Source organism: Agromyces fucosus (assembly GCF_004134865.1).
Taxonomy (GTDB): domain Bacteria; phylum Actinomycetota; class Actinomycetes; order Actinomycetales; family Microbacteriaceae; genus Agromyces; species Agromyces fucosus.
The window spans coordinates 791646-813540 of the sequence record NZ_SDPO01000003.1 but is presented as its reverse complement, the minus strand read 5'-3'; the positions used below and the strand labels follow the sequence as shown (position 1 = coordinate 813540).

General features: G+C 71.2%; 19 protein-coding genes. 10 read left to right on the top strand and 9 right to left on the bottom strand.

The window, feature by feature from the left end; genetic code table 11:
* The first annotated feature begins 413 nt into the window (after positions 1-413).
* The 9 genes from ESP57_RS15265 (at position 414) to ESP57_RS15225 (ending at position 10011) form a co-directional block, all read left to right on the top strand.
* Complete coding sequence (locus ESP57_RS15265; RefSeq protein WP_056013087.1) at positions 414-1283, top strand: SIS domain-containing protein; 870 nt, start codon at positions 414-416, stop codon at positions 1281-1283.
* Positions 1283-2257, top strand: a complete 975-nt coding sequence (locus ESP57_RS15260; RefSeq protein ID WP_056010585.1) for an ROK family protein — start codon at positions 1283-1285, stop codon at positions 2255-2257. The genes ESP57_RS15265 and ESP57_RS15260 overlap by 1 nt, the downstream gene beginning before the upstream one ends.
* A complete protein-coding gene (locus ESP57_RS15255) occupies positions 2254-3246 on the top strand; it encodes a 1-phosphofructokinase family hexose kinase (RefSeq protein WP_129232127.1) in 993 nt (330 codons plus the stop codon). The genes ESP57_RS15260 and ESP57_RS15255 overlap by 4 nt, the downstream gene beginning before the upstream one ends.
* A complete protein-coding gene (locus ESP57_RS15250; RefSeq protein ID WP_056010592.1) occupies positions 3243-4091 on the top strand; it encodes a class II fructose-bisphosphate aldolase in 849 nt (282 codons plus the stop codon). Before ESP57_RS15255 ends, ESP57_RS15250 begins: the two co-directional genes overlap by 4 nt.
* A 138-nt stretch (positions 4092-4229) precedes the next feature.
* Positions 4230-5015 carry a DeoR/GlpR family DNA-binding transcription regulator gene (locus ESP57_RS15245; protein ID WP_056010595.1) on the top strand — a complete coding sequence of 262 codons (786 nt, stop codon included), beginning with the start codon at positions 4230-4232 and terminating at the stop codon, positions 5013-5015.
* Positions 5016-6176, top strand: a complete 1161-nt coding sequence (locus ESP57_RS15240) for an N-acetylglucosamine-6-phosphate deacetylase (RefSeq protein WP_129232126.1) — start codon at positions 5016-5018, stop codon at positions 6174-6176.
* 447 nt (positions 6177-6623) lie between these two features.
* Entirely contained in the window at positions 6624-8744 is a 2121-nt protein-coding gene (locus ESP57_RS15235; RefSeq protein WP_129232125.1) for a sigma-70 family RNA polymerase sigma factor, read from the top strand.
* Complete coding sequence (gene purU, locus ESP57_RS15230; RefSeq protein ID WP_056010607.1) at positions 8741-9622, top strand: formyltetrahydrofolate deformylase; 882 nt, start codon at positions 8741-8743, stop codon at positions 9620-9622. The genes ESP57_RS15235 and purU overlap by 4 nt, the downstream gene beginning before the upstream one ends.
* 23 nt (positions 9623-9645) lie before the next feature.
* On the top strand, positions 9646-10011 hold the full coding sequence (locus tag ESP57_RS15225; RefSeq protein ID WP_056010614.1) for a YrdB family protein: 366 nt from the start codon (positions 9646-9648) through the stop codon (positions 10009-10011).
* 45 nt (positions 10012-10056) lie between these two features.
* Here ESP57_RS15225 and ESP57_RS15220 read toward each other — a convergent pair whose 3' ends face one another.
* Positions 10057-11112, bottom strand: coding sequence for a hypothetical protein (locus ESP57_RS15220; protein WP_115961348.1), 1056 nt, complete (start codon positions 11110-11112; stop codon positions 10057-10059).
* A 101-nt stretch (positions 11113-11213) separates the two neighbouring features.
* On the opposite strand from ESP57_RS15220, the gene ESP57_RS15215 reads away from it, so the two are divergent.
* Complete coding sequence (locus ESP57_RS15215) at positions 11214-11804, top strand: TetR/AcrR family transcriptional regulator (RefSeq protein ID WP_056010620.1); 591 nt, start codon at positions 11214-11216, stop codon at positions 11802-11804.
* A 173-nt stretch (positions 11805-11977) separates the two neighbouring features.
* Here the strand turns inward: ESP57_RS15215 and ESP57_RS15210 are convergent, their stop codons facing one another.
* The 8 genes from ESP57_RS15210 to ESP57_RS15175 all read right to left on the bottom strand — a co-directional run bounded on the left by ESP57_RS15210 (position 11978) and on the right by ESP57_RS15175 (position 21835).
* On the bottom strand, positions 11978-12763 hold the full coding sequence (locus ESP57_RS15210; protein ID WP_056010627.1) for a glucosamine-6-phosphate deaminase: 786 nt from the start codon (positions 12761-12763) through the stop codon (positions 11978-11980).
* Positions 12742-13716, bottom strand: coding sequence for an ROK family protein (locus tag ESP57_RS15205; protein ID WP_115961345.1), 975 nt, complete (start codon positions 13714-13716; stop codon positions 12742-12744). Before ESP57_RS15205 ends, ESP57_RS15210 begins: the two co-directional genes overlap by 22 nt.
* Positions 13713-15248, bottom strand: a complete 1536-nt coding sequence (locus ESP57_RS15200) for a glycoside hydrolase family 3 protein (protein ID WP_115961342.1) — start codon at positions 15246-15248, stop codon at positions 13713-13715. Before ESP57_RS15200 ends, ESP57_RS15205 begins: the two co-directional genes overlap by 4 nt.
* Entirely contained in the window at positions 15245-16204 is a 960-nt protein-coding gene (locus ESP57_RS15195) for a carbohydrate ABC transporter permease (RefSeq protein ID WP_341539098.1), read from the bottom strand. Before ESP57_RS15195 ends, ESP57_RS15200 begins: the two co-directional genes overlap by 4 nt.
* On the bottom strand, positions 16201-17190 hold the full coding sequence (locus ESP57_RS15190) for a carbohydrate ABC transporter permease (RefSeq protein ID WP_056010636.1): 990 nt from the start codon (positions 17188-17190) through the stop codon (positions 16201-16203). Before ESP57_RS15190 ends, ESP57_RS15195 begins: the two co-directional genes overlap by 4 nt.
* Before the next feature lie 141 nt (positions 17191-17331).
* On the bottom strand, positions 17332-18576 hold the full coding sequence (locus ESP57_RS15185) for a sugar ABC transporter substrate-binding protein (protein WP_056010639.1): 1245 nt from the start codon (positions 18574-18576) through the stop codon (positions 17332-17334).
* A gap of 68 nt (positions 18577-18644) precedes the next feature.
* On the bottom strand, positions 18645-19856 hold the full coding sequence (locus ESP57_RS15180; protein WP_129232195.1) for an ROK family transcriptional regulator: 1212 nt from the start codon (positions 19854-19856) through the stop codon (positions 18645-18647).
* Positions 19857-19954: 98 nt separating this feature from the next.
* Entirely contained in the window at positions 19955-21835 is a 1881-nt protein-coding gene (locus tag ESP57_RS15175) for a heavy metal translocating P-type ATPase (RefSeq protein ID WP_129232124.1), read from the bottom strand.
* Between the last annotated feature and the right edge of the window lie 60 nt (positions 21836-21895).

The window sequence follows — 21895 nt, the reverse complement described above, 5'->3', positions numbered from 1 at the left end:
TGCTTCCTCACTGTGGTGGATGGTGCACCTACGCCCGGATGGAGCCTCGCGCGACGGTGCGTGTGTTCGAGAACCTCGCACCCGACGACTCTGCCCGAGTGCTGTTTCCTGAACGTTTCGCCGTGTAAACGATCATGTTCGTTCACTCGACGCACGAAATCTATGTCGAATCCGGATCGGCCGTCAAGCCGTGCAACTGATTCGTTATGAGATTTTGTTCAGATCCCTCACAAATTCGCAACTGTGATCGATGTGATCGAATCGATCGTTTGACTGATCGTTGGACATGGATTGCAGTCATCTGCAATCATGAGTAGTCATGTCGGCGCCGATATCGTGCGCCGGCCGCCGAACACCCGTCTGGAGCCGTCTTGACCGAGCATTCGACCACCGAACACACCGCTGCCGAACACATGTCGGCCGAGCTCGACTCGCAGCCCGAGACGTGGGCGAAAGCGGAGTCGCTCCGCGCCGAGCAGGCACTGCTCCCCGCTCGCGGAGCACGCATCGCCGTGGTGGGCTGCGGCACCTCCTGGTTCATCGCGCAGTCGTACGCCTGGCTCCGCGAAGCCGGCGGCCACGGCCAGACCGACGCCTTCGCGGCATCCGAGGCCTTCGTCGACCGCGGCTACGACGCCGTCGTCGCCCTTACCCGGTCGGGCACGACCACCGAGGTGCTCCAGCTCGTCGAGGGCCTGCGCGGCCGTGTGCGCACCGTCGGCGTCATCGGCGACGCATCCTCGCCGCTCGTCGGCCTCGTCGACGACGCCGTGCTGCTGCCGTTCGCCGATGAGCAGTCGGTCGTGCAGACCCGCTTCGCGACGACCGCGCTGGCGCTCTTCCGCGCGTCGCTCGGCGAAGACCTGAGCGGTGCGATCGCCGACGCCGAGCGCGCCGTGGCCGAAGAACTCGCACCCGAACTGACCGATGCCGAGCAGTACACCTTCCTCGGCCGCGGCTGGTCGGTCGGGCTCGCGCACGAGGCCGCCCTGAAGATGCGCGAGGCCTCCCAGTCGTGGACCGAGTCGTACCCGTCGATGGAGTACCGCCACGGACCGATCGCGATCGCGGCTCCGGGCCGGGTCACCTGGCAGTTCGGCGAGACGCCCGAGGGCCTCGCCGGCGACGTCGCCGCCACCGGCGCCCACTTCGAGGCGGGCACGCTCGACCCGATGGCCGAACTCGTGCGCGCGCAGCGTGTCTCGCTCGCCCGCGCCCGCGCGAAGGGCCTCGACCCCGACGCTCCGCGCAACCTCACCCGCTCCGTCATCCTCGACGCCTGATGACCGAACGCCCCTCCCTCGACGCGACCCGGCTCGGCCCGGGCGATGCGGTGCTCGCCTTCGACGTCGGCGGCACCGACACGAAGTCCGCGCTCGTCGACGCGTCGGGGCGGGTGCTCGGCCTCCGCCGCACGCCGACGCCCCTCGACCCCGCGGATCCCGCCGGCACGATCGTCGCGTCGCTCGCCGTCCTCGCGCGCGAGCACCTCGCGGCCGCTCCCGGCATCGTTCCGGTCGCCGCCGGGGTCAGCGTGCCCGGACTCGTCGACGAACTCACCGGCGTCGGCATGTTCGCCTCGAACCTCGGCTGGCGCGACGCCCCGATCCGCTCTCTCGCCGAGGCCGCCCTCGACCTGCCGGTCGCCTTCGGCCACGACGTGCGGGCCGCCGGCGACGCCGAGCACCGGCTCGGTGCCGCTCGCGGCTACGGCGACGTCGTCGTGCTGGCGATCGGCACGGGCATCGCGAGCGCGCTCGTGCTCGACGGCCACCCCTACGCGGGCGGCGGCTTCGCGGGCGAGATCGGCCACTCCCTCGCCGACCCGCTCGGCGAGCGCTGCCCCTGCGGTGCGATCGGATGCCTCGAGACGATCGCCTCGGCCGGTGCGATCGCCCGCCGATACTCCGCCGCGACGGGCACGCCCGTCAGCGGGGCTCGTGAAGTGCTCGATGCCGCGACCGCGGGCGACGCGCTCGCGCGCAGGGTATGGGACGACGCCGTCGAGGCGCTCGCGGAGGCGATCGCGCGTCTCGTCGCCGTCGTCGCGCCCGAGGCGGTCGTCATCGGCGGGGGCCTCGCCCAGGCCGGTCCCGCGCTCTTCGGCCCGCTCGGGGCACGGCTCGACGCCCTGCTCAGCTTCCACCGCCGCCCGGCCCTCGTGCACGCCGAGCTCGGCGACGACGCCGGCCTCCTCGGCACGGCGCTCGCGGCCCGCGATCTCGCATCCGCCCGGCTCGGCGGCGGTGCCGCGTGATCCTCACGGTGACGCCGAACCCGGCACTCGACCTGACCTGGCACGCCGACCGCCTGCTGCCCGGCGAGACGCACCGCGTCGATGCCGGCGCCGCGCGTGCCGGCGGCAAGGGGCTGAACGTCGCCCGCGTGCTGCACGCCGAAGGACATGAGGTGCTCGCCCTCACGACCTCCGGTGGCGCGGTCGGCGAGGAGTTCGCCGCGGAGCTCGAGTCGAGCGGCATCCCGCATCGCCTCGTCCCCGTCGCGGGCGCGACCCGGCGCAGCATCGCCCTCGTCGACGAGTCGAGCGGGGAGACGACGGTGCTGAACGAACGCGGCGACGGCCTCGCGCCCGATGAGGTCGCCGCGCTGACCGCGAGCGCACTCGAGCTCGGCCGCGGCGCCGATGCCGTCGCGATCTGCGGGAGCCTGCCCACGGGATTCGGCCCCGACGAGCTCGGCGCACTCGTCGGTGCGCTCCGCGACGCCGGCGTGCCCGTGATCGTCGACACGAGCGGGCCCGGCCTGGCCGCCGCCGCGCGCGCCGGCGCCTCGGCGCTGAAGCCCAACGCCGAGGAGCTCCGCGCCGAGACCGGGCTCGACGAACCCGCAGCAGGAGCGCGCGCACTGCTCGCGCTCGGCGCAGGCATCGTCGTCGCCTCGCTCGGCTCCGAGGGCCTCCTGATCCAGACGGCGGATGCTCCGGGCGGCATCCGCGCCGGCCTGCCCCGCAGGCTGCACGGCAACGCGACCGGCGCGGGCGACGCCGCGGTCGCCGCGATGGCCGCGGCACTCGCCGAGACCCCCGACCTCGCCGCCGACAGCCCCGCCTCGGCCGATGCGCGGGCACGACTCGCTCGCCGCGCGACCGCCTGGTCGGCCTCGGCCGTGCTCATGCCGCTCGCGGGCGACCTCTCCCCCGAACACGCCGCCCTCGAACACGAGGTCGTCGTGACCACGACCAGCACCGGCAACGCCGGACCATCCGATCGGGAAGCGACCGCATGACCCTCACCCCCACTCGCGCCATCCTCACCGACGCCGTCGTCGCCGGCCGTGCCGTCGGCGCCTTCAACGTGCTGCACCTCGAGACCGCCGAGGCCCTCGTGCGGGCGGCCGAGTCGACCGGACTGCCGGTGATCCTGCAGATCTCCGAGAACGCGATCCGGTACCACGGCGGCTTCGAGCCGATCGCCCGCGCCACGCTCGCCGTGGCCGAGGCATCGAGTGCCGCCGTCGCGGTGCACCTCGACCACGCCGAAGACCCCGAGCTCGCACTCCTCGCGATCGACCACGGCTTCGGTTCGGTCATGTACGACGGCGCCAAGCTCGACTTCGCCGACAACGTCGAGACGACGCGCAGGGTCGTCGCGCACGCCGCGACCACCGGCGTGCTCGTCGAGGCCGAGCTCGGCGAGATCGGCGGCAAGGACGGCGCCCACGCGCCCGGCGTGCGCACCGACCCCGCCGAGGCCGCGCAGTTCGTCGCGCAGACGGGCGTCGAGGCCCTCGCCGTCGCCGTCGGGTCGTCGCATGCCATGACCGAGCGGAACGCGGCGCTCGACCTCGAACTCATCGCCCGCCTCCGGGCGGCGGTGCCCGTGCCGCTCGTGCTGCACGGGTCGTCGGGCGTGCCCGATGAGACGATCGTCGCGGGCATCCGCGCCGGTCTCGTGAAGATCAACGTCTCGACGCACCTGAACGCGCAGTTCACCGGCGCGATCCGCAGATTCCTCGACGAGCATCCGACGGTCGTAGACTCGCGAAAGTACCTCGCCGCCGGACGAGACGCCATCGAGGCGGAGGCGGCCCGCCTGCTCCGCCTCTTCGCCGGGAAGGACCCCAACGGATGAATCGTTCGGAAGCCGACTGGCGGCTGAGCGCCGTGCTCGATCTCCTCGCAGGGAAGGACCCCAACGGATGAATCGTTCGGAACGCCACTCGCGACTGAGTGCAGTCCTCGATCTCCTCGCCGGGAAGGACCCCAACGGATGAATCGTGCCGAGCGTCTGAGTGCAGTCCTCGACCTCCTCGCGGAGGGCGGTCAGGTCGATGTCGACCAGATCGTCGAGCGCCTCGAGGTGTCGCCCGCGACCGCCCGTCGCGACCTCGACGCCCTCGCCAGTCAGCAGCTGCTGACCCGCACGCGCGGCGGAGCCGTCGCGCACTCGGTCGCCTACGACCTGCCGATCCGGTACAAGAACCAGCAGAACCCGAACGCGAAGGCCGCCATCGCCCTGGCGGCGAGCGCGCTCGTGCCGCGCGGCGCCGTCATCGGCCTCTGCGGCGGCACGACGTCGACCGCGATCGCCGACGCGCTCATGTCTCGCGCCGACATCATGGAACCGGCTCCCGACCCGAGCCTGACCGTCGTCACGAACGCGATCAACATCGCCATGCAGCTCGCGATGCGTCCGCAGATCAAGACCGTCGTGACCGGTGGCGTCGTGCACGCCCGCTCGTACGAGCTGGTCGGCGCCTATACCGACGCGGTGCTCGGCAGCATCACCCTCGACCTCGCGTTCATCGGCGTCAACGGCATCGACCCCATCGTCGGGCCGACCTCGCACGACGAACGCGAAGCCGCGGTCAACGCCCTCATGGCCGCGCGTGCGACGCAGGCGGTGCTCGTCGCCGACTCCTCGAAGATCGACAAGCGGGCGTTCGCGGCGATCGGCCCGAGGCGCCTCTTCTCGACCGTCATCACCGACGCCGGGGCCACGCAGGAGCAGCTCGAGCGGCTGTCCGACGCGGGCTACGACGTTATCGTTGCTTAGGTGAGCACCCCACCCGTCGTCATCCACTCCGCACGCCTCGTGAGCGGCGCCGACACCGTCACCGACGCGTGGGTGCGGTTCGACGGCGATCAGGTGACCGCGCGCGGCATCGGCGACGGATGGCGCGACGGCCTCGCCGCCTCGTCGGCGACGGTGACGGATGCCGCGGGGCGCTTCCTCACTCCCGGATTCATCGACCTCCACTGCCATGGTGCCGGCGGCTCGTCCGTCGACGACGGCGATGCGGCCATCGAGGCCGCCCTCGCGGTGCACAACGCCCACGGCACGACCCGTTCCGTGCTCTCCCTCGTGACCTCGTCGGTCGATCGACTGGGACGCGATCTCGCGACGATCGCCAGGTTCGCCGAACGAGACCCGCGCGTGCTCGGCGCACATCTCGAGGGGCCGTTCCTCGACTCCGAATTCCGCGGAGCGCACGACCCGGGGCTCCTGCGCAGCGCCGACGAGGCATCCGTCGAACGCCTGCTCGAGGCAGCCGCCGGCACCCTGCGGCAGATCACCATCGCACCTGAACACCCCGGAGCCTTCGAGGCGATCGCCCGATTCGTGGCAGCTGACGTGCGCGTGGCCGTCGGCCACACCGGCGCCGACTTCGAGACCGCCCTCGCCGCGTTCGACGCCGGCGCCTCGATCCTGACGCATGCGTTCAACGGCATGCGGGGCATCCACCACCGCGCTCCCGGTCCCGTGACCGCGGCGATGCACGCCGACCACGTCACGCTCGAGATCATCAACGACGGCGTGCACGTGCATCCCGATGTCGTGAAGCTCGCCTTCGCGGGCGCGCCGGGCCGCGTCACCCTCATCACGGATGCGATGGCGGCGACGGGTTCCGCCGACGGCGTCTACATCCTGGGCTCGCTCGAGGTCGTCGTCACCGACGGCGTCGCCCGACTCCGCGAGGGCGGATCGATCGCCGGCTCCACGCTCACGCAGGACGACGCGCTCCGCCGGGCGGTCTTCGACTGCGGCATCCCGATCGACGAGGCGGTCGGCGCGCTCACCGTGACGCCCGCTGCGGCGATCGGTCGAGCCGGCGACCTCGGCCGTCTCGACCCCGGGTTCGCCGCCGACGCCGTGCTCCTCGATGCCGAGCTCGGCGTCGAGGCCGTGTGGGGCGCCGGGGTACGCCTGGCCTGACCACGCCGAGCCCTCGCCGCGCCATGACACGTTCGGGCGAGACGGGGATCGACCGGCCCGCCGTGTGGACGCTCGGGCGAGACGGGGCCCGGAGGCGTGTTCCCCTTCGCCTCCGAGACCCTCGCCCGTTCGAGCGGATCGCATCGTTCCCCCGATGCACTCCGCTCATTCGCCGACTGGGCTGCCGGCATCCGTCTCGGGGGTTCGGGTCGCCTGAGACGGCGGTTGTTCCGGAAGGCGGTTGAGTGCCTTCCACCTGAGAGACGGCGGATCGGCACTTCTATGACGCGAGATCCGGAGAAAATTTTCCGCACCCGTTTCTCAGGGATTTCTGCTGGAATAGGGGCACCCGAATCGCGCGCGTCATGAATCCCGTCCGGGCGCAACCTCAGGTGAGCCGCTTCCCCCATCCGAGCGCATCCCACCTGCTACCCGAAGGAGACCGTCGTGCCGCCGCTGCGCACCGACCGATCGGCCGACGCCGCGCTCATCGAGCGGACGCGCAAGGGCGACGGCTCCGCGTATGCCGAACTGTGGGAACGACATGCCGCGTCGGCACGCACCGTTGCGCGTTCGTACAGTTCACTCGACCCCGACGACCTCGTCGCCGAGTCCTTCACGAAGATCTACAGCGCGATCCTCGCCGGTGGCGGGCCCACGGGCGCCTTCCGCCCGTACCTCTTCACGACGATCCGCAACACTGCCGCCGGTTGGGGCCGCGCGCGCCACGAGACCACGCTCGAGACCCTCGAGTCCTTCGAGGACCCCACGACCACCGAGTCCGCCACGCTCGACGCCCTCGACCGCAGCGCCACCGCGCAGGCGTTCCGCGCCCTGCCCACGCGCTGGCAGGAGGTGCTCTGGTACTCCGAGGTCGAGAACATGACTCCGCAGCAGATCGCACCGCTCCTCGGCATGAGCGCGAACAGCACGGCGGCGCTCGCGTACCGTGCCCGTGAGGGCCTCCGTCAGTCCTGGATCCGGGTGCACCTCCGCAACCCGGCCAACGCCCCCGAGTGCCAGTGGAGCATCGACCGGCTCGGCACGTACACGCGCGGCAAGCTCCGAGCCCGCGAGACGACGCGTCTCGAGGCGCATCTCGACGACTGCGCCCGCTGCACGATCGTCGCCGCTGAGGCACGCGAAGTGGGCTCCCGTCTCGCGCTCGTGCTGCTGCCGCTCACCGCCGGCATCGGCGGCGCCACCGCCTACTCTGCGTGGCTCTCGCAGGGAGCACCGGTCGCCGAGGTCGCGATGGGCGCCGCCGCGATGCCCGCCGCCATCATCGGGCACGGCGCAGGGGCCGGCGCGTCCGGCACCGCGGGCTCCGCCGCAGGAGCCGGCTCGACGGCAGGCGCGGGTGCCGGCGGCGCAGGCACTGCGGGCGCGGCCGGCGGGGCCGCCTCGGCGACCGGCCTCGGCGCACTGGGCGGCACCGGAGTCGTGGTCGGCGTCGGAGCCGGTGCCCTCGTCGCCGCCGCCGCGGTCGCCGCAGTCATCGTCGTGCCCGGCCTCGTGAATCCGGTCGTGCCGGAGTCGCCGCCCGCTGCGGTGGCCGCTGCGCCCGCCGATGCCGGAACGAACGGGTCGATCGACGCCCCGGTCGTGGTTCCGCCGGCGCCTCCGGCACCGGCACCCGTCGTCGATCCGGCACCGGATGCGATTGAAGACGGCGACGCGCCGACGACAGACCCGGCCCCACTAGAGTCCCTGCAGGCGCTCCCGGAGCCCTCACCGGCCCCGTCCCCCGAGCCGACCCCGACTCCGACTCCGACGCCCACGCCCACGCCCACGCCCACGCCCACGCCGACCCCGACGCCCACGCCGACTCCTGATCCGGTCGACACCGAGGCGCTGCCGCCCCGGGTCTCGGCACCGGACACCGCCGGAGGACTCGTCGATCCTCGCCTCTCCGGCACGGCGGAGCCTGGCGCGGCCATCCGCGTCACCGCCCAGTCGGGTGGCATGGCGCTCGCCTCCGCATTCGGGGACCCCGCGCCGGACGCCGTCGCCGATGCCGCCGGCCGCTGGTCACTCGTCTATTCGGGCTTGTCGGCCGGTCGGCACGTGCTCAGCGTCACGCAGACCGACGTGGCGGGCAACCGCTCCGAGCCGAGCGCGCCGATCGAAGTGACCCTGCAGGCCCCGACGGCGAAGCGCGTGCCCTTCAGGCTCGACTTCACGGGAGTCCCGGGCGCGACGATCCGCATGGACATCGACGGCACGCCGTATCGGACCTTCGTGCTCGACGCGAAGGGTCGCGCCCGCGAGTCGAACGATTCCTGGCGATGGATGTTCAGCACGGTGACCGTTCGCTACGTCACCGACGACGGGAGAACGGGCCCGAGCACCGTCGCGACGCCGACGTGGGGTTCCGACCGCGCGAGCGCACCGGCGAGCGCGCCCGAGACGGCTCCTCCGGCGCCCGCGACGGACCTCGCTCCAGCGACCGCCGAGCCCGATACGACGACCGATGCGACGCCCACACCGACACCGACACCGGCGCCGCTGCCGACGTTGTCGCCGACGCCGACTTTCGAACCGTCGCCCGGTAGTCTGACGGGATGACCGAGCACGTTCCCGGCGCAGCACCCGAGCACCTCCACCACTGGGTCGTCACACTCAGTTGCACCGACGGCCCCGGTATCGTGCACGCGATCAGCGGAGCGATCGTCGCGGCGCGCGGCAACATCACCGAGAGCCAGCAGTTCGCGAGCCTCGACACGGGCAACTTCTTCATGCGCCTGCAGGTCGAGTCCTCGGCCGGACGCGACGAGTTCGAGGCCGCGCTCGCGCCGGTCACCGAGCGGTGGAACATGCAGTGGCACCTCGATGAGGTCGGCCGGCCGCTGCGCACCCTCGTGCTCGCCTCGACCGCCGGTCACTGCGTCAACGACCTGCTGTTCCGCCAGCGCGCCGGGCAGCTGCCCGTCGAGATCCCGCTCGTGCTCTCGAACCACGGCACGCTGCGCGACCTCGTCGACTTCTACGGCGTGCCCTTCGAGTCCCTCGCCGTGACGGATGCCGCGTCGAAGGCGGCCTTCGAACGACGCGTGCTCGACGCGGTCGACGAGCACGACATCGAGCTCGTCGTGCTGGCCCGGTACATGCAGATCCTGTCGCCCGAACTGTGCGCCGCCCTCGAGGGCCGCTGCATCAACATCCACCATTCCTTCCTTCCCGGATTCAAGGGCGCGAACCCGTATCGCCAGGCGCACTCGCGCGGCGTGAAGCTCATCGGCGCGACCGCGCACTTCGTGACGAGCGACCTCGACGAGGGGCCGATCATCGAGCAGAACGTCGTGCGCGTCGACCACTCGCGCAGTCCCGGTGAGCTCGTGGCCATCGGCCAGGACGAGGAGAGCCGCACGCTCAGCCAGGCGGTGAAGTGGTTCGCCGAACGCCGGGTGCTGCTCGACGGCGTCCGCACGATCATCTTCCGCTGAACCCGCCGGTAGGATCGAGGGTTGTGAGCGACGCACAACAGCACCAGCAGCCGAAGATCGGACCGAACGACATCCTGCGGTTCTTCCTCGAGCTCTTCGCGTTCGTCTCGCTCGGCGTCTGGGGCTTCCTGGCCTTCCCGCTGCCGTGGCCGGGCGTGCTCGTCGGCATCGGCGCACCGCTCCTCGCGATTCTCGCGTGGGCGCTCTTCGTCTCGCCGAAGGCGGTCTTCCGCATCGACCCGTTCGGCAAGGCGATCGTCGAGATCGCGGTTTTCTCGGCCGCTGCGATCGGTTGGTGGACCTTGGGCCAGCCCGTCGTCGCCGTCGTCTTCGCGGTGGTCGCTGCGGTGAGCGGCATCATCAACGGCCGCAAGGAACTCGCGGGCTGACCGGAGACGGCTCGGCCTGAACCGGGCTGCCTCGTCGCCTGCGACTCAGTCGGCGACGGCCGCCTCCGCGTCGGGCTCGGCGCCGCCCGCGGTGCGGAAGTGGCCGACGACTGAGAGCAGCAGCCCGCCGACGGCCCACGCCCCGAGCACGAGCCACGGGAAGGTCATGTCGGCCGACGGGAAGTAGGAGAGCTCGCGCACGAGGGTCGCGGCCGCTCCCGGTGGGAACCACTGCCCGATCTCGCCCCAGGGCGCCGGATAGAACTCCTTCGGCACCGCCGCGCCCGAGATCGGGTTCGCGAAGAGGAGCATGACCACCGGTCCGACGGCGATGCCGGCGCGGCCGATGAGCGCCACGAACCCGGTGATCGGTGCGGCGATGGCCGCGAGCGCGAGTCCGATGGCCGCAGCGTTCACGAGGTACTCGCCCTGCAGTGCCCCGAACCAGCCCTGCAGGATTCCGGCGAGCACGAGCCCGCCCGCTGCCGAGTAGAGCAGCACGGCGAAGACGCGGCGCATCGCACCGATGACGGCGATCGAGATGGCGATGCCCCCGAGCATGCCGCCGAGCACGAGCGGGAAGAGCGCGGCCGTGAGACCGGTGCCCCGCGGGTCGCTCTCGGCGAGCGGCACGACATCGGTGACGGCGACCTCGATGTGCGGCGGCGCCGTGGGAGCACCCGCTGCCGCAGCCGCGGCCGCGGCCTGGGCGTTCACGCCCTCTTCGAGTCCGCTCGCGATGCCGGTGAGCAACTGGGCGACGACGAGGCTCGACGCCGACGACGTGAGCACCTCGGGCTCGGCACCGAGCACGATGGCTCCGTACACCTCACGGGATTCGATCGCGGCCACGGCGGCGTCGCGATCGTCGACGGTGTCGAAGGCGATGGCGCCCGGCGACTGCTCGTCGACCGTCGCCTCGACCGCTGAGACCGCCTCGTCGGGGCCCGCGATCGCGATGGGCAGGTTCTTCGCGTCGGCCGTCACCGATGGCCATGAGAACGCGAGCACGATGACCGCGACGACGGCCGCGAGTGCGAGTGCGAGTCCGACGACGCGGCCGATCGGGGTGTGCCTGCTGGCGGCATCCGGGTGGGCCATGATCTCCTCCGAAGAAAAACGAATGTTCGTTCTTTATAATTCTGCGGCCGCCGTCTAGGCTTGTCAAGACGACAACCAGCTCATCGACGGGGAAGCCGAGCATGCCGAAGGTCACCGCCGCGTACCGCGAGGCCCGCCGTGACGAGATCATCGACGCCGCCCTCCGCGCCTTCGCCGCGAAGGGGTTCCAGGGCACCTCGATGGCCGACGTCATCGCAGAGACCGGCCTGTCGGCGGGCGCCATCTACGGCCACTTCGCCGGCAAGAAAGAGTTGTTCGCCGCCGTCGCCGGCCGGGTGCTCGACTCCCGCAGCACCGAACTCGAGGCCCAGCGCGGAGGCGGGGAGCCGCTCCCGCCCGGTCAGATCATCGCCACCCTCCTCGACGGCATGCGCCGCGAGCCGTTCAGCAACGTCATCGTGCAACTCTGGGCCGAAGCCGCCGTCGACGACGAGATGCGCCTGCTCGTACAGGGCGTGTTCCACCGGTTGCGAGAGACCGTGCGAGCCCGGCTCCTCGAATGGGCCGCCGCCGATCCGCGGCGCGTCGACGGCGACCCCGAAGAGTGGGCCACGCGGCTCGCTCCGGTCGTGCTCGGCCTCGGTCCCGGCTACATGGTGCAGCGACTGATCGTCGACGACTTCGACGACGAGGCGTACCTGCGCACCCTCATCGAGGCACTCCCCCACTGATGAAGAGCGGATGCCGCGTGGCATCCACTCGCCAGACGCGACGAAGAGCAGACGCCGCGTGGCATCCGCTCACCAAACGCGACGAAGAGCAGACGCCGCGTGCCATCCACTCGCCCGACGCGACGAAGAGCGGATGCCGCCTGGCATCCGCTCTTCGTCGACGACCGCTCGGGTCAGATTCCCTGCCAGGCGGGCTTGTTCGCCCACGCGTGCCGGTAGTAGTCGATGTTCTCGAGTTCGGCCGCTGCGGCTGCGTCGATGATGACGGTGGCGTGCGGGTGCAGCTGGATCGCCGAGCCCGGCTGGCTGGCGGTCACCGCTCCCTCGACGGCCGCCGCGACGGCGTGGGCCTTCGCCGCACCGAACGCCAGCAGCACGAGGTGGCGGGCGCGGAGGATCGTGCCGATGCCCTGCGTGATGCAGTGCATGGGCACGTCGGCCGGGGAATCGAAGAATCGGGCGTTGTCGAGGCGGGTTGGCTCGGTGAGGGTCTTCACCCGCGTGAGCGACGCGAGCGACGAGCCAGGCTCGTTGAACCCGATGTGGCCCGTGCGGCCGATGCCGAGGATCTGCAGGTCGACGCCACCTGCCGCCGTGATGGCCGCCTCGTAGTCGGCCCCTGCGTGCTCGATCGAGGCGGGATCGCCGTTCGGCACGCGTACGAGCTCCGGGGTCAGGCCGAGCGGCTCGACGACCTCGCGCGAGATGACCGCGCGATAGCTCTCGGGGTGGCCGGCGGGCAGCCCCACGTACTCGTCGAGCGCGAAACCGCGCACGCCGCGCACGTCGATCCGGTCGTCGGCGATGCGTCGCGCGAGAGCGCGGTAGCTCGCGAGCGGCGTCGAGCCAGTCGCGAGGCCGAGGACGACATCGGGCTTCGAGCGGATGAGCGAGACGATCGTGTCGGCCACGAGTGCGCCTGCGGCGTCTTCGTTCTCTACGACGACGACTTCAGCCATGGGTGTTCTCCTACGAGGGCGGCGCCGACGGCGGCCGCTGGGAATCCGGGTGGGACGACCTGCACGCGAGCAGCAAGGTCGATCGATGCGAGGAAGGCCGAGTCGGCCGCCCACCGATTCAGGATACGGCGTGTGCCGTCCATGAGTCGCCCGCCGAGCGCGGCGAGCCCGCCGCCGATCACGACCGCATCGACGTCGACGGTCAGCACGAGCAGCCTGACCGCGGTCGCGACCCCCGAGAGGAACTCCTCGCGCACGACGATCGCCCGCGCGTCGCCCGCGTCCGCCGCGTCGAAGAGCTCACGAGCCGGATGCTCCGAGGCCGTCGGCCAGGTACGGGCGATCGCGAGGCCAGATGCCACGGTCTCGAGGCAGCCGCGCTGACCGCAGCCGCACCGGACGCCGGCCGGGTCGATCGGGATGTGGCCGATCTCGCCGGCGATGCCGTGGCCGCCGCGCAGCAGCCGGCCGTCGAGCACGACACCCGCCGCGAGCCCGGTGCCGAGGTTCAGGTAGGCCATCGACGTCGCCGGGCGTCCCAGTTCGTCGCCGGAGTCGGCACCCGCCCGGGCACCGGCGCCAGCCGCCGCGCCGAGCAGGTGGTGGGCCCCGAGGGCGGCCGCCTTCACGTCGTTCTCGACGCGCACGTCGATGCCGAGACGGTCGGAGAGGCGACGTCCGAGGTCGAGCCCTTCGAGCCCGAGGTTCACCGCGTGCTCTACCCGACCCGTCGCGCTGTCGACCGCGCCGGGGATGCCGATGCCGATCGAGGTGAAGGACGCCGTGCGCAGGCCGGCGAGCTCGCTCATGCGCTCGACGGTGCGGAGGGCGGTCGCGACGACCGCCTCCGCGCCGAAGCCCGTGGGCATGCGAACCTGGTCGCTCAGCTCTCCGTCGGCACCGATCGCCACCGCCGCCGTCTTCGTGCCGCCGATGTCGATGCCGAGCTTCACGGCGTCGCCACCGCAGCCCTGAGCGCGTCGTCGACGAACTCGATGACGGCCTCGCCGAGGAGGCGCGAGGCGCCGAACGTCGAGATGTCGGCGTAGGCACGATCATTCGACGGCCAGCCCATGTCGATCGTCACGACGTCGTCGCGCACCGCACGCAGCGCGTCGATCGCAGCCCGCGCGAACGCGAACCGGTGCAGGTCCTTGCCCACGACGAGCACGGTGCCCTCGAGTGCTGCGGGATCGACGAGACCCTGCCGCTCGGACACGGCGACCGTGACGGCCTCGCCGAGCCACGACGTCCGCGTCGCGACGTCCTCAGCTGCGAAGGGACCCCACGGCGCGACGCCGACGGCGATGTTCGCGACGGTGTCGACCCGCACGACCGTGCCGACCCGAGGCGACCGGGCAAGGCGGTCGCGCGAGGCATCCGTCACCTCGAACGCGCCGATGACCCGGCCGATCTCGTCGGCGTCGTGCTGCGGCTCGATCACGGCGGGCAGGACCGGCCCGGCCGGCACCCGCACGGAGTCGACCGCGAGCGCGCGCACCCTCGCTGCGGAGTCGCGCACGCGCTCCTCCGGCAGCCGGCCCGACGCGATCGCGGCCTCGACCGCGTCGACGATCTCGGCCATCTCGGCGGCCGAGTTGTCGGAGCCGATGCAGAGCAGGTCGCAACCGGCGGCGAGGGCGCGCACAGCGGCTTCGGGGATGCCGTGCACGCCGCTCGCCCCCTTCATGTCGAGGGCGTCGGTGACGATGACGCCGTCGAACCCCAGCTCCCCGCGGAGCAGGCCGTTCAGGATCTGCGGAGAGAGGGTGGCCGGGTTCTCGGGATCGAGGTCGGGGATCAGGATGTGGGAGGTCATGATCGTGCGGCTGCCCGCGGCGATCGCGGCCCGGAACGGCACGAGCTCGCGCTCGCGCAGGGTGGCGAGCGGCACGTCGACGACGGGCAGGGCGAGGTGCGAGTCCGTCGCGGTGTCGCCGTGCCCCGGGAAGTGCTTCGCACTGGCGGCGACGCCCGTCTCCTGCAGCGCACGCGTCCAGGCGGCCGAGTGACGGGCGACGAGCTCGGGATCCGCCCCGAAGCTGCGCACGCCGATGACGGGGTTGTCGGGGTTCGCGTTCACGTCGACGTCGGGCGCGAACGTCACGGTGCACCCGGTCGCGGCGAGCGCCTCGCCCACCGCCCTGGCGACGCGAGCGGTCAGCTCGACGTCGTCGATGCGGCCGAGCACGGCGTTGCCCGGGAAGGGCGCCCCGCGATCGTAGAAGAGCCGGGTGACGTCGCCGCCCTCTTCGTCGATCGCGATCACCGCGAGCGGATTGGCACCCCGGAGCTCGGCGTTCAGCGCGCGGAGCTGCTCGGGAGTCTCCACGTTCGGCCCGAAGAGGCAGACGCCGCCGAGGCCTTCGCGGAGGAGCTCCAGCACCCAGCCGGGCGCCTGCAGCCCCTCGAAGCCCGGAAGCAACGTCGTGAGGATGTCCCGGCGGAGGTCGGTGCCTGCGCCGGTCGAATCGAGCCGGGTCATCCCTTGACCGCGCCGCTCACGAGCCCGCCGACCATCCGGCCCTGCACGAACAGGAAGAAGATGACGACCGGGAGGGCGATGAGCGTGGATCCGGCCATGACGGCACCCCAGTTCGTCGCCTCGGTGGCTGATTGGAAGGAGTTCAGCCACGGGGGCAGGGTCAGGTTGTAGCCCTTGAGCAGGAGGAGGGCCATCAGGAACTCGTTCCAGCTCTGGATGAAGGCGAAGATGCCCGTGGCGACGAGACCCGGGGCCAGAAGCGGGAAGGTCACCTTCCAGAAGGCCTGCGCCTTCGAGCAGCCGTCGATCTGGGCCGCCTCTTCGAGCTCGGCCGGCACACCCCGCACGAAGCCGCGCAGGGTCCAGATCGTGAACGGCACGACCGAGGCGAGATGCACGATGAACAGCCCGATGAGGGTGTTCATGAGACGCCAGTCGTCGATCATGTTGTAGATCGTGAACATCATGGCCTCGCCCGGCACCATCTGCACCACGAGCACGCTGACGATGAAGACGTAGCGGCCCCTGAACGCGAAGCGCGCGATGGCGATCGACGCAAGGAACGCGATGATCGCACCGACCACGACGACCGCGAGGCCGACGGTGAGGCTCGAGACGAGCGCGTGCGGGAAGTCGGTCTGCCCGGGTGCTGCCTCGCGAGTCCACGCCGTGACGTAGTTCTTCCAGGTGAAGTCGAACGGCAGGAAGCTCGGGTTGCGGCTGATGATCTGGTTCGGCGGGGTGAACGACATGTTCACCATCCAGTAGACCGGGAAGATCGAGCAGACGATCACGATGAATGCGAAGACGTTGAGGCCGAACCGGCCGGCGCGGCCCTTGGCGCGGCCCGCGCGTCGCCCGAGGCGACCTCCGTCGCCGATCATGGAGGCGGCACGCGTGGAGGTCGTGGTCGACGCCGGAGTCTCGGCGACCTGGATTCCTGGGCTGACGGTCACAGCTCTGCCTCATCCTTCAGGGAGGAACGGACGTTGAAGTAGGAGATGGCCATGAGGAGGATGACCATGAACACGCCGATCGCGGCGGTCACGCCGAACTCGCCGAGACCCTGCCGGAACAGGTACGTGGGCAGGATGTTCGTCTCGCTCGCGAGCCCTCCTTGCTGCTGCAGTGCGTACACCTGCGTGAAGATCCGGAGGTTCCAGATGGTCTCGAGCACCAGCACGGCGGTCAGCACGCCCCGCATGTACGGCAGGACGATGAGTCGGAACCGCTGCCACGGGCCGGCGCCGTCGAGCGACGACGCCTCGAGCACCTCGTCGGGCACCTGCCCGAGACCCGCGTAGAAGGTGACCGCGGCGAACGGCACGCTCTGCCACACGACGATGATGACGAGCACCATCATGAACGACCACGGGTCGATGAGCCAGGAGTGGCCCCGGAAGTCCTGCGTGCCCGTGATCGTGTTCAGCGCCCAGTTGACGAGCCCGTAGTCGGTGTCGAAGATCCAGCCGAAGACGACGGTCGCCGACAGCGGCGGCATCGCCCACGCGAGCATCAGTCCGATCGACACGGCGAGGCGCCAGCCCTTCGACAGCTTCGTCATGAGCAGCGCGACGACCATGCCGATCGCGGTGATCAGCACGGTGAGCACGACCATCAGGCCGAGGCTGCGGGCGAGCACTGCTGGGAAGTCGGACTCCGTGAAGACCTCGATGTAGTTGTCGAAGCCCACGAAGTCGGGCGCGGTGCCGAGCATCTTGTTCTTGATCTCGAGGTTCGTGAAGGAGTTCACGAACATCACGATCGTGGGGTAGACCACCATGACGCCCAGCAGCGCGATGCTCGGGCCGAGCAGCAGCCACGGAGCCCACGGCAGGGGCTTCTTCTTGCGGGGGCCCGCGGCGGAGCCCTTGGGAGGACGGGGTGGCTTGGTGTTCGGCGTGCGCGGCGCTGCGTCAGGCTCGGTGAGGGTTGCGCTCATGGCTGCTCCTCGGATGTATCGCGGGGGAATCGCGGTTTGACTGATGGTACGTCTCGGGCGCGGCGACGGCGGCGGGCCGGAGGAAATCGCGGGAACGGGGGCGGAGCTGTGTGGGACTCCGCCCCCGCGGGGCTCAACAGGCTAGCTGTTGAGGATCTCCTCGATCTGCGCGTCGAGGTCGGCGGCGATCGCCGCGACATCCCCACCCTGGGCGATCTTCACGAGCGCCTCCTGGATGATCTGCGCAGCCTCGACCTCGGCCCACTTGGGCGTGGTCGGGGTGACCTTCGAGTTCTCGAGCGCGACGGCCTGTGCCTTCGCGATCTCGGTGTCGGGCAGCGACGATGCCGCCGCGGTGAGGCCCGGCGTCAGGCCGCCCTCGGCGAGCAGGGTCTGGTAGCCCTCGCCGGCCATGATGTCGAGCGCGGCGCGAGCCTGCTCGGGGTTGGCGCTCTTCGTCGCGACGGCGATGTTCGAGCCGCCGGCGAAGATCGGGGCGGTCTCGCCCGCTTCGAGGCCCGGCAGCGGGAAGGCGCGGAGGTCGGAGCCGTAGGTGTCGGGGCAGCCCGGCGCCTCGGCGTCGGCCGGAGCCGTGATCGACCACTGCACCCACGCGGGAGCCGAGAGCAGTGCGATCTCACCGGCGCAGAACGGCACCTGCGGGTCGGTCTCGTCGCCGTCCTTCGGTGCGTTGGACGCGTTCATGTAGACGCCCTGCAGCTGCGTCAGGCCCTCGATGCCGCCTTCGCTCGAGAAACCGGCCTTCCACTCATCGCCCTCCTGCTCGGCGATGAAGCCGTCGTGAGCCCAGACGTAGGGAAGCGCGTTGTACCAGTCGCGACCCGGTGCCCAGATGCCCGAGACCGTGTCGGTCTTCAGCGCCGTGCCCGTCGCGACGTACTCGTCGAGCGTCGCCGGAAGCGGCGTCGCTCCGAGCACCTGCTCGCTGTAGAACACGATGCGCCCGCCGGCGTAGTACGGCGCGGCGTAGAGGTCGCCGTCGTAGGTGGCGGACTCGACGAGGCCGGGCAGGTAGTCGTCGGCTGCGAAGTCGCTCAGGGGCAGGAACAGGCCCTGGTCCGCGAAGCTCGCGGTCTGGGTGTTGCCGACCTCGACGACGTCGGGCGAGTCGTTCGACTGCAGGGCGGCCGCGTAGGTGTCGCTCACGTCGGCCCAGGTCTTCTCCTCGACCGTGAGGGTCCAGCCTTCGTTCTCGGACTCGAACGTGTCCTTGAGGTATTCGCGAGCCGTGTCGGGCGTGTCCGTGCCGACGACCCAGACCGTGATCTTGCCACCGTCGGCCGAGTCACTGCCACCACCGGCGCTGCAACCGGCGAGGGTCAGGGCAGCAACGGCGCCGAGCGCCACAATGCCGAGTTTCCTCATTGTCGTTTCCTTTCGTGGGGTGTGGGAGGCAGCGGGGGTTCGCTGTCACCCTTGATGCGTGGAGTCCCTCACGAGACTCCGAGTTGTCCGGAGAGGACCATGACGGCCGCGCCGCGCAGAACGATGTCCTGCCCGTGCTCGGTCATCCGGAGCCTCAGATCACGGTTGAATTCCGCCATGGTCCGGGTCCGGAGCGTGTCGACGGTCGCCTCGTGCAGCGGTCCGTCAAGCAATTGGGTCGGGCCGCTCAGCACGACCTCGGAGAGGTTCAGCGCGCCCACGACCGGTGCGAGCACGATGCCGAGTCGTCGGCCGGCTTCGCGGAGGATGTCGTCGCGAGCGGATGCCGCGGTGCGACCCGCCCCGTCGAGCTCGGCGAGCTGCGCGGTGAGCCGCGGCACGGCGAGCCAGGCCTCGAGGCATCCGTCCTTGCCGCACGCGCAGCGCGGGCCGCCGTCGGTGCCGACGACGACGTGCCCGATCTCGCCGGCCGCGAACCCTCCCCCGACGGCGGGGCGCCCGCCGATGATGAGTCCGGCGCCGACGCCGTGGCCGACCTTCACGAGCAGCAGGTCGTCGTGGTGGGAGGAGCCGTGCTCGGCCAGGACGGCGACGTTCGCGTCGTTCGCGACGTGCACGGGCAGCGCGAACCGGGCGCCGATGCGATCCTGCAGGGCGACGTCACTCCAGCCGAGGTTCGGGGCCGAGCGCACGACGCCGTGCTCGTCGACGACGCCGGGCGAGCCGATGCCGATGCCGAGCACGGGGGTCGTGGTGCGGGCGAGCAGTCGCTCGACGAGCTGCTCGACGAGCAGTTCGGCCGCTTCGGCGGTGGCACCGTCGCGGGCGACCTCGTCGCGCCCGATGATCTGGCCGTCGAGGCCGACCACCGCGCCACGGAACACTTCGTGCTCCGAGAGGTCGACGCCGATGATGTGGAAGGCCTCGCGGTCGATGTCGATGAGCGTGGCCGGCTTGCCGGGGCGGGCGTCTTCGCGCTGGCCGAGTTCGATCACGAGGCCTTCGGCGATGAGGTCGCCGACGAGGTCGGAGATCGTGACCCGGGTGAGACCGGTGCCGCGCGCGACATCCGCTCGGCTCTGGGCTCCTGCCGTGTAGAGCGTCTGCAGCACGAGGGCGCGGTTGTGCGTGCGGGCGTGCTCGGGCAGGACCTTGCCGGTCGGCCGGAGCGCGCGTGAGCGACCGAAGATCGCAGCGCCGGGAGCGGATGCGGCATGCAGCTCGGACGCCACCGGGGAGGTGGGGGGCGTCGGCTCCATGGTGACGGGGCCTCGCTGCGCATCCGTTGCAGTCACGTTTGTTAGTAAACCTTACGAACAAACCCGACGCAAGAGTGCGCGTCGATTTCCCGGGGGCGTTACCGAGTTGTGACCAGTGAGCGGATGTCGCGATCCGCCGCCTCGGCCTTCGCATCGAGTCGCCCGCCGATCGCGCGGAGCGCCGCGAGGATCGTCACGAGGTCGACCACCTCCTGCAGGAGCGCGCCGATCGTCGCCGGGATCACCCCGAACGCGGCGATGACCATCAGCCCGATGCTCACCGCGATGCCGATCCAGATGCTCTGCAGCGCGATGCGCACGGTGTCGCGCCCGATCTCGACCGCCTTCGCGGTACGCGAGATGTCATCGACCAGGATCACCGCCGACGCCGACTCGCTCGCCGCCGTCGCGCCCTTCGCGCCCATCGCGATGCCGACGTCGGCGGCCGCGAGTACGGGTGCGTCGTTGACGCCGTCGCCGACCATGATGACCGGTCGCTCCGCGATCGCCGCGACCTCCGCGACCTTGTCGGCGGGCAGGCAGTCGGCGCGCACGCGGGTGATGCCGAGCTCTGCGGCGATGTGATCGGCGGTCGCCTTCGCGTCGCCCGTGAGCATCATGGTCTGGTGAACGCCGAGCTCGCCGAGGCGCGCGAGCGTGGCCGCCGCGTTGTCGCGCAGCCGATCGCTCGCGAGGATCGCCCCGGCGAAGCGCCCGTCGACCGCGACGTAGACGGCGAGCTGCCCCGGTGCGATATCCGTGCGCTCGGCCTCCGGCGCGTGCTCGTGCACGAACGCGAACTTGCCGACCACGACCTCGCGCCCGTCGAGCTCGGCCGTGACCCCGTTCGTCGCGGCCTCGCGTGCCCAGTCCGCCTCGGCGAGCGGCAGTCCGCGCTGCTTCGCCGCCTCGATCATCGACGTCGCCAGCACGTGCGAAGAGTACTGCTCGGCCGAGGCGACTGCCGCGAGCAGCTGGTCCTCGCCGAATCCCGGTTCGGGGCGGATCGCGACGAGCGTCGGTGCTCCGTAGGTGAGCGTGCCCGTCTTGTCGAACACGGCGGTCTTCGCGGCGGCGAGCTGCTCGAGCACTCCCCCGCCCTTCACGATGACACCGTTCCTCGCCGAGCGGCTCATGCCGCCGATGAACGCGACGGGCGCCGCGATGAGCAGCGGGCACGGGGTGGCGAGCACGAGCACCTCGGCGAACCGCGTGGGGTCGCCCGAGGCCCACCAGGCCACCCCGGCGAGCGCGAGCGAGAAGACCGTGAACGGCACGGCGTATCGATCGGCCAGGCGCACGACGGGCGCCTTCGAGTCGGCGGCCGCGGTGACGAGGGCGACGATCTGCTGGTACTGGCTGTCGGCGGCGGATGCCGCGGCGACGACTTCGACGGCGGCCTGGCCGTTGATCGAGCCGCTCAGCACGAGGTCGCCTGCATGCTTCTCGACGGGAACGGACTCCCCCGTGATCGAGGACTCGTCGAAGCTCGCCTCATCCGACCGCAGGGTGGCATCGACCGGAACGATCTCGCTCGGTCGTACGAGCAGCACGTCGCCGACGCGCACGTCGCTCGCGAGCACCTCGACGATCGACTCGCCCTCCATGCGGTGCGCGTGCTGCGGCGAGCGGGTCAGGAGTGCGTCGAGCTCGCGCTTCGCCCGGCGGTTGGCGTAGTCCTCGAGCGCCGCGCCGCCCGAGAGCATGAGCACGACGAGGAGTGCGGCGACGTACTCGCCCACGAGCACCGTCGCGACGATCGCAGTGACCGCGAGGATGTCGAGGCCCCAGTGCCCCCGCAGGATGTCGCGCACCATGCCGACGGCCTGCCAGGTCGCGACGCCGAGGGCGTAGACGCTGAAGATCCACGGCACGGCGGCGCCGGCCCCGGTGAGGGCGAGCACGATGCCGAGGAGGCCGATGCCGAGCGTGAGCGTGACGATCCAGTACCTGCGGGCGAGCTTCAGGAGGCGTGCCATGCGTCCATCCTCCCGCGGAAGCGACGCATCAGGGGCGCCCGCAGCTGCGAGGCGCAGAAA

What these genes read in the sequence shown, in the direction of transcription:
- ESP57_RS15265 (WP_056013087.1), top strand. Translation starts at nt 414, where the DNA reads ATGTCGGCCGAGCTCGACTCGCAGCCCGAGACGTGGGCGAAAGCGGAG.
- ESP57_RS15260 (WP_056010585.1), top strand. Translation starts at nt 1,283, where the DNA reads ATGACCGAACGCCCCTCCCTCGACGCGACCCGGCTCGGCCCGGGCGAT.
- ESP57_RS15250 (WP_056010592.1), top strand. Translation starts at nt 3,243, where the DNA reads ATGACCCTCACCCCCACTCGCGCCATCCTCACCGACGCCGTCGTCGCC.
- ESP57_RS15245 (WP_056010595.1), top strand. Translation starts at nt 4,230, where the DNA reads ATGAATCGTGCCGAGCGTCTGAGTGCAGTCCTCGACCTCCTCGCGGAG.
- purU (WP_056010607.1), top strand. Translation starts at nt 8,741, where the DNA reads ATGACCGAGCACGTTCCCGGCGCAGCACCCGAGCACCTCCACCACTGG.
- ESP57_RS15220 (WP_115961348.1), bottom strand. Translation starts at nt 11,112, where the DNA reads ATGGCCCACCCGGATGCCGCCAGCAGGCACACCCCGATCGGCCGCGTC.
- ESP57_RS15215 (WP_056010620.1), top strand. Translation starts at nt 11,214, where the DNA reads ATGCCGAAGGTCACCGCCGCGTACCGCGAGGCCCGCCGTGACGAGATC.
- ESP57_RS15210 (WP_056010627.1), bottom strand. Translation starts at nt 12,763, where the DNA reads ATGGCTGAAGTCGTCGTCGTAGAGAACGAAGACGCCGCAGGCGCACTC.
- ESP57_RS15200 (WP_115961342.1), bottom strand. Translation starts at nt 15,248, where the DNA reads ATGACCCGGCTCGATTCGACCGGCGCAGGCACCGACCTCCGCCGGGAC.
- ESP57_RS15190 (WP_056010636.1), bottom strand. Translation starts at nt 17,190, where the DNA reads ATGAGCGCAACCCTCACCGAGCCTGACGCAGCGCCGCGCACGCCGAAC.
- ESP57_RS15185 (WP_056010639.1), bottom strand. Translation starts at nt 18,576, where the DNA reads ATGAGGAAACTCGGCATTGTGGCGCTCGGCGCCGTTGCTGCCCTGACC.
- ESP57_RS15180 (WP_129232195.1), bottom strand. Translation starts at nt 19,856, where the DNA reads ATGGAGCCGACGCCCCCCACCTCCCCGGTGGCGTCCGAGCTGCATGCC.
- ESP57_RS15175 (WP_129232124.1), bottom strand. Translation starts at nt 21,835, where the DNA reads ATGGCACGCCTCCTGAAGCTCGCCCGCAGGTACTGGATCGTCACGCTC.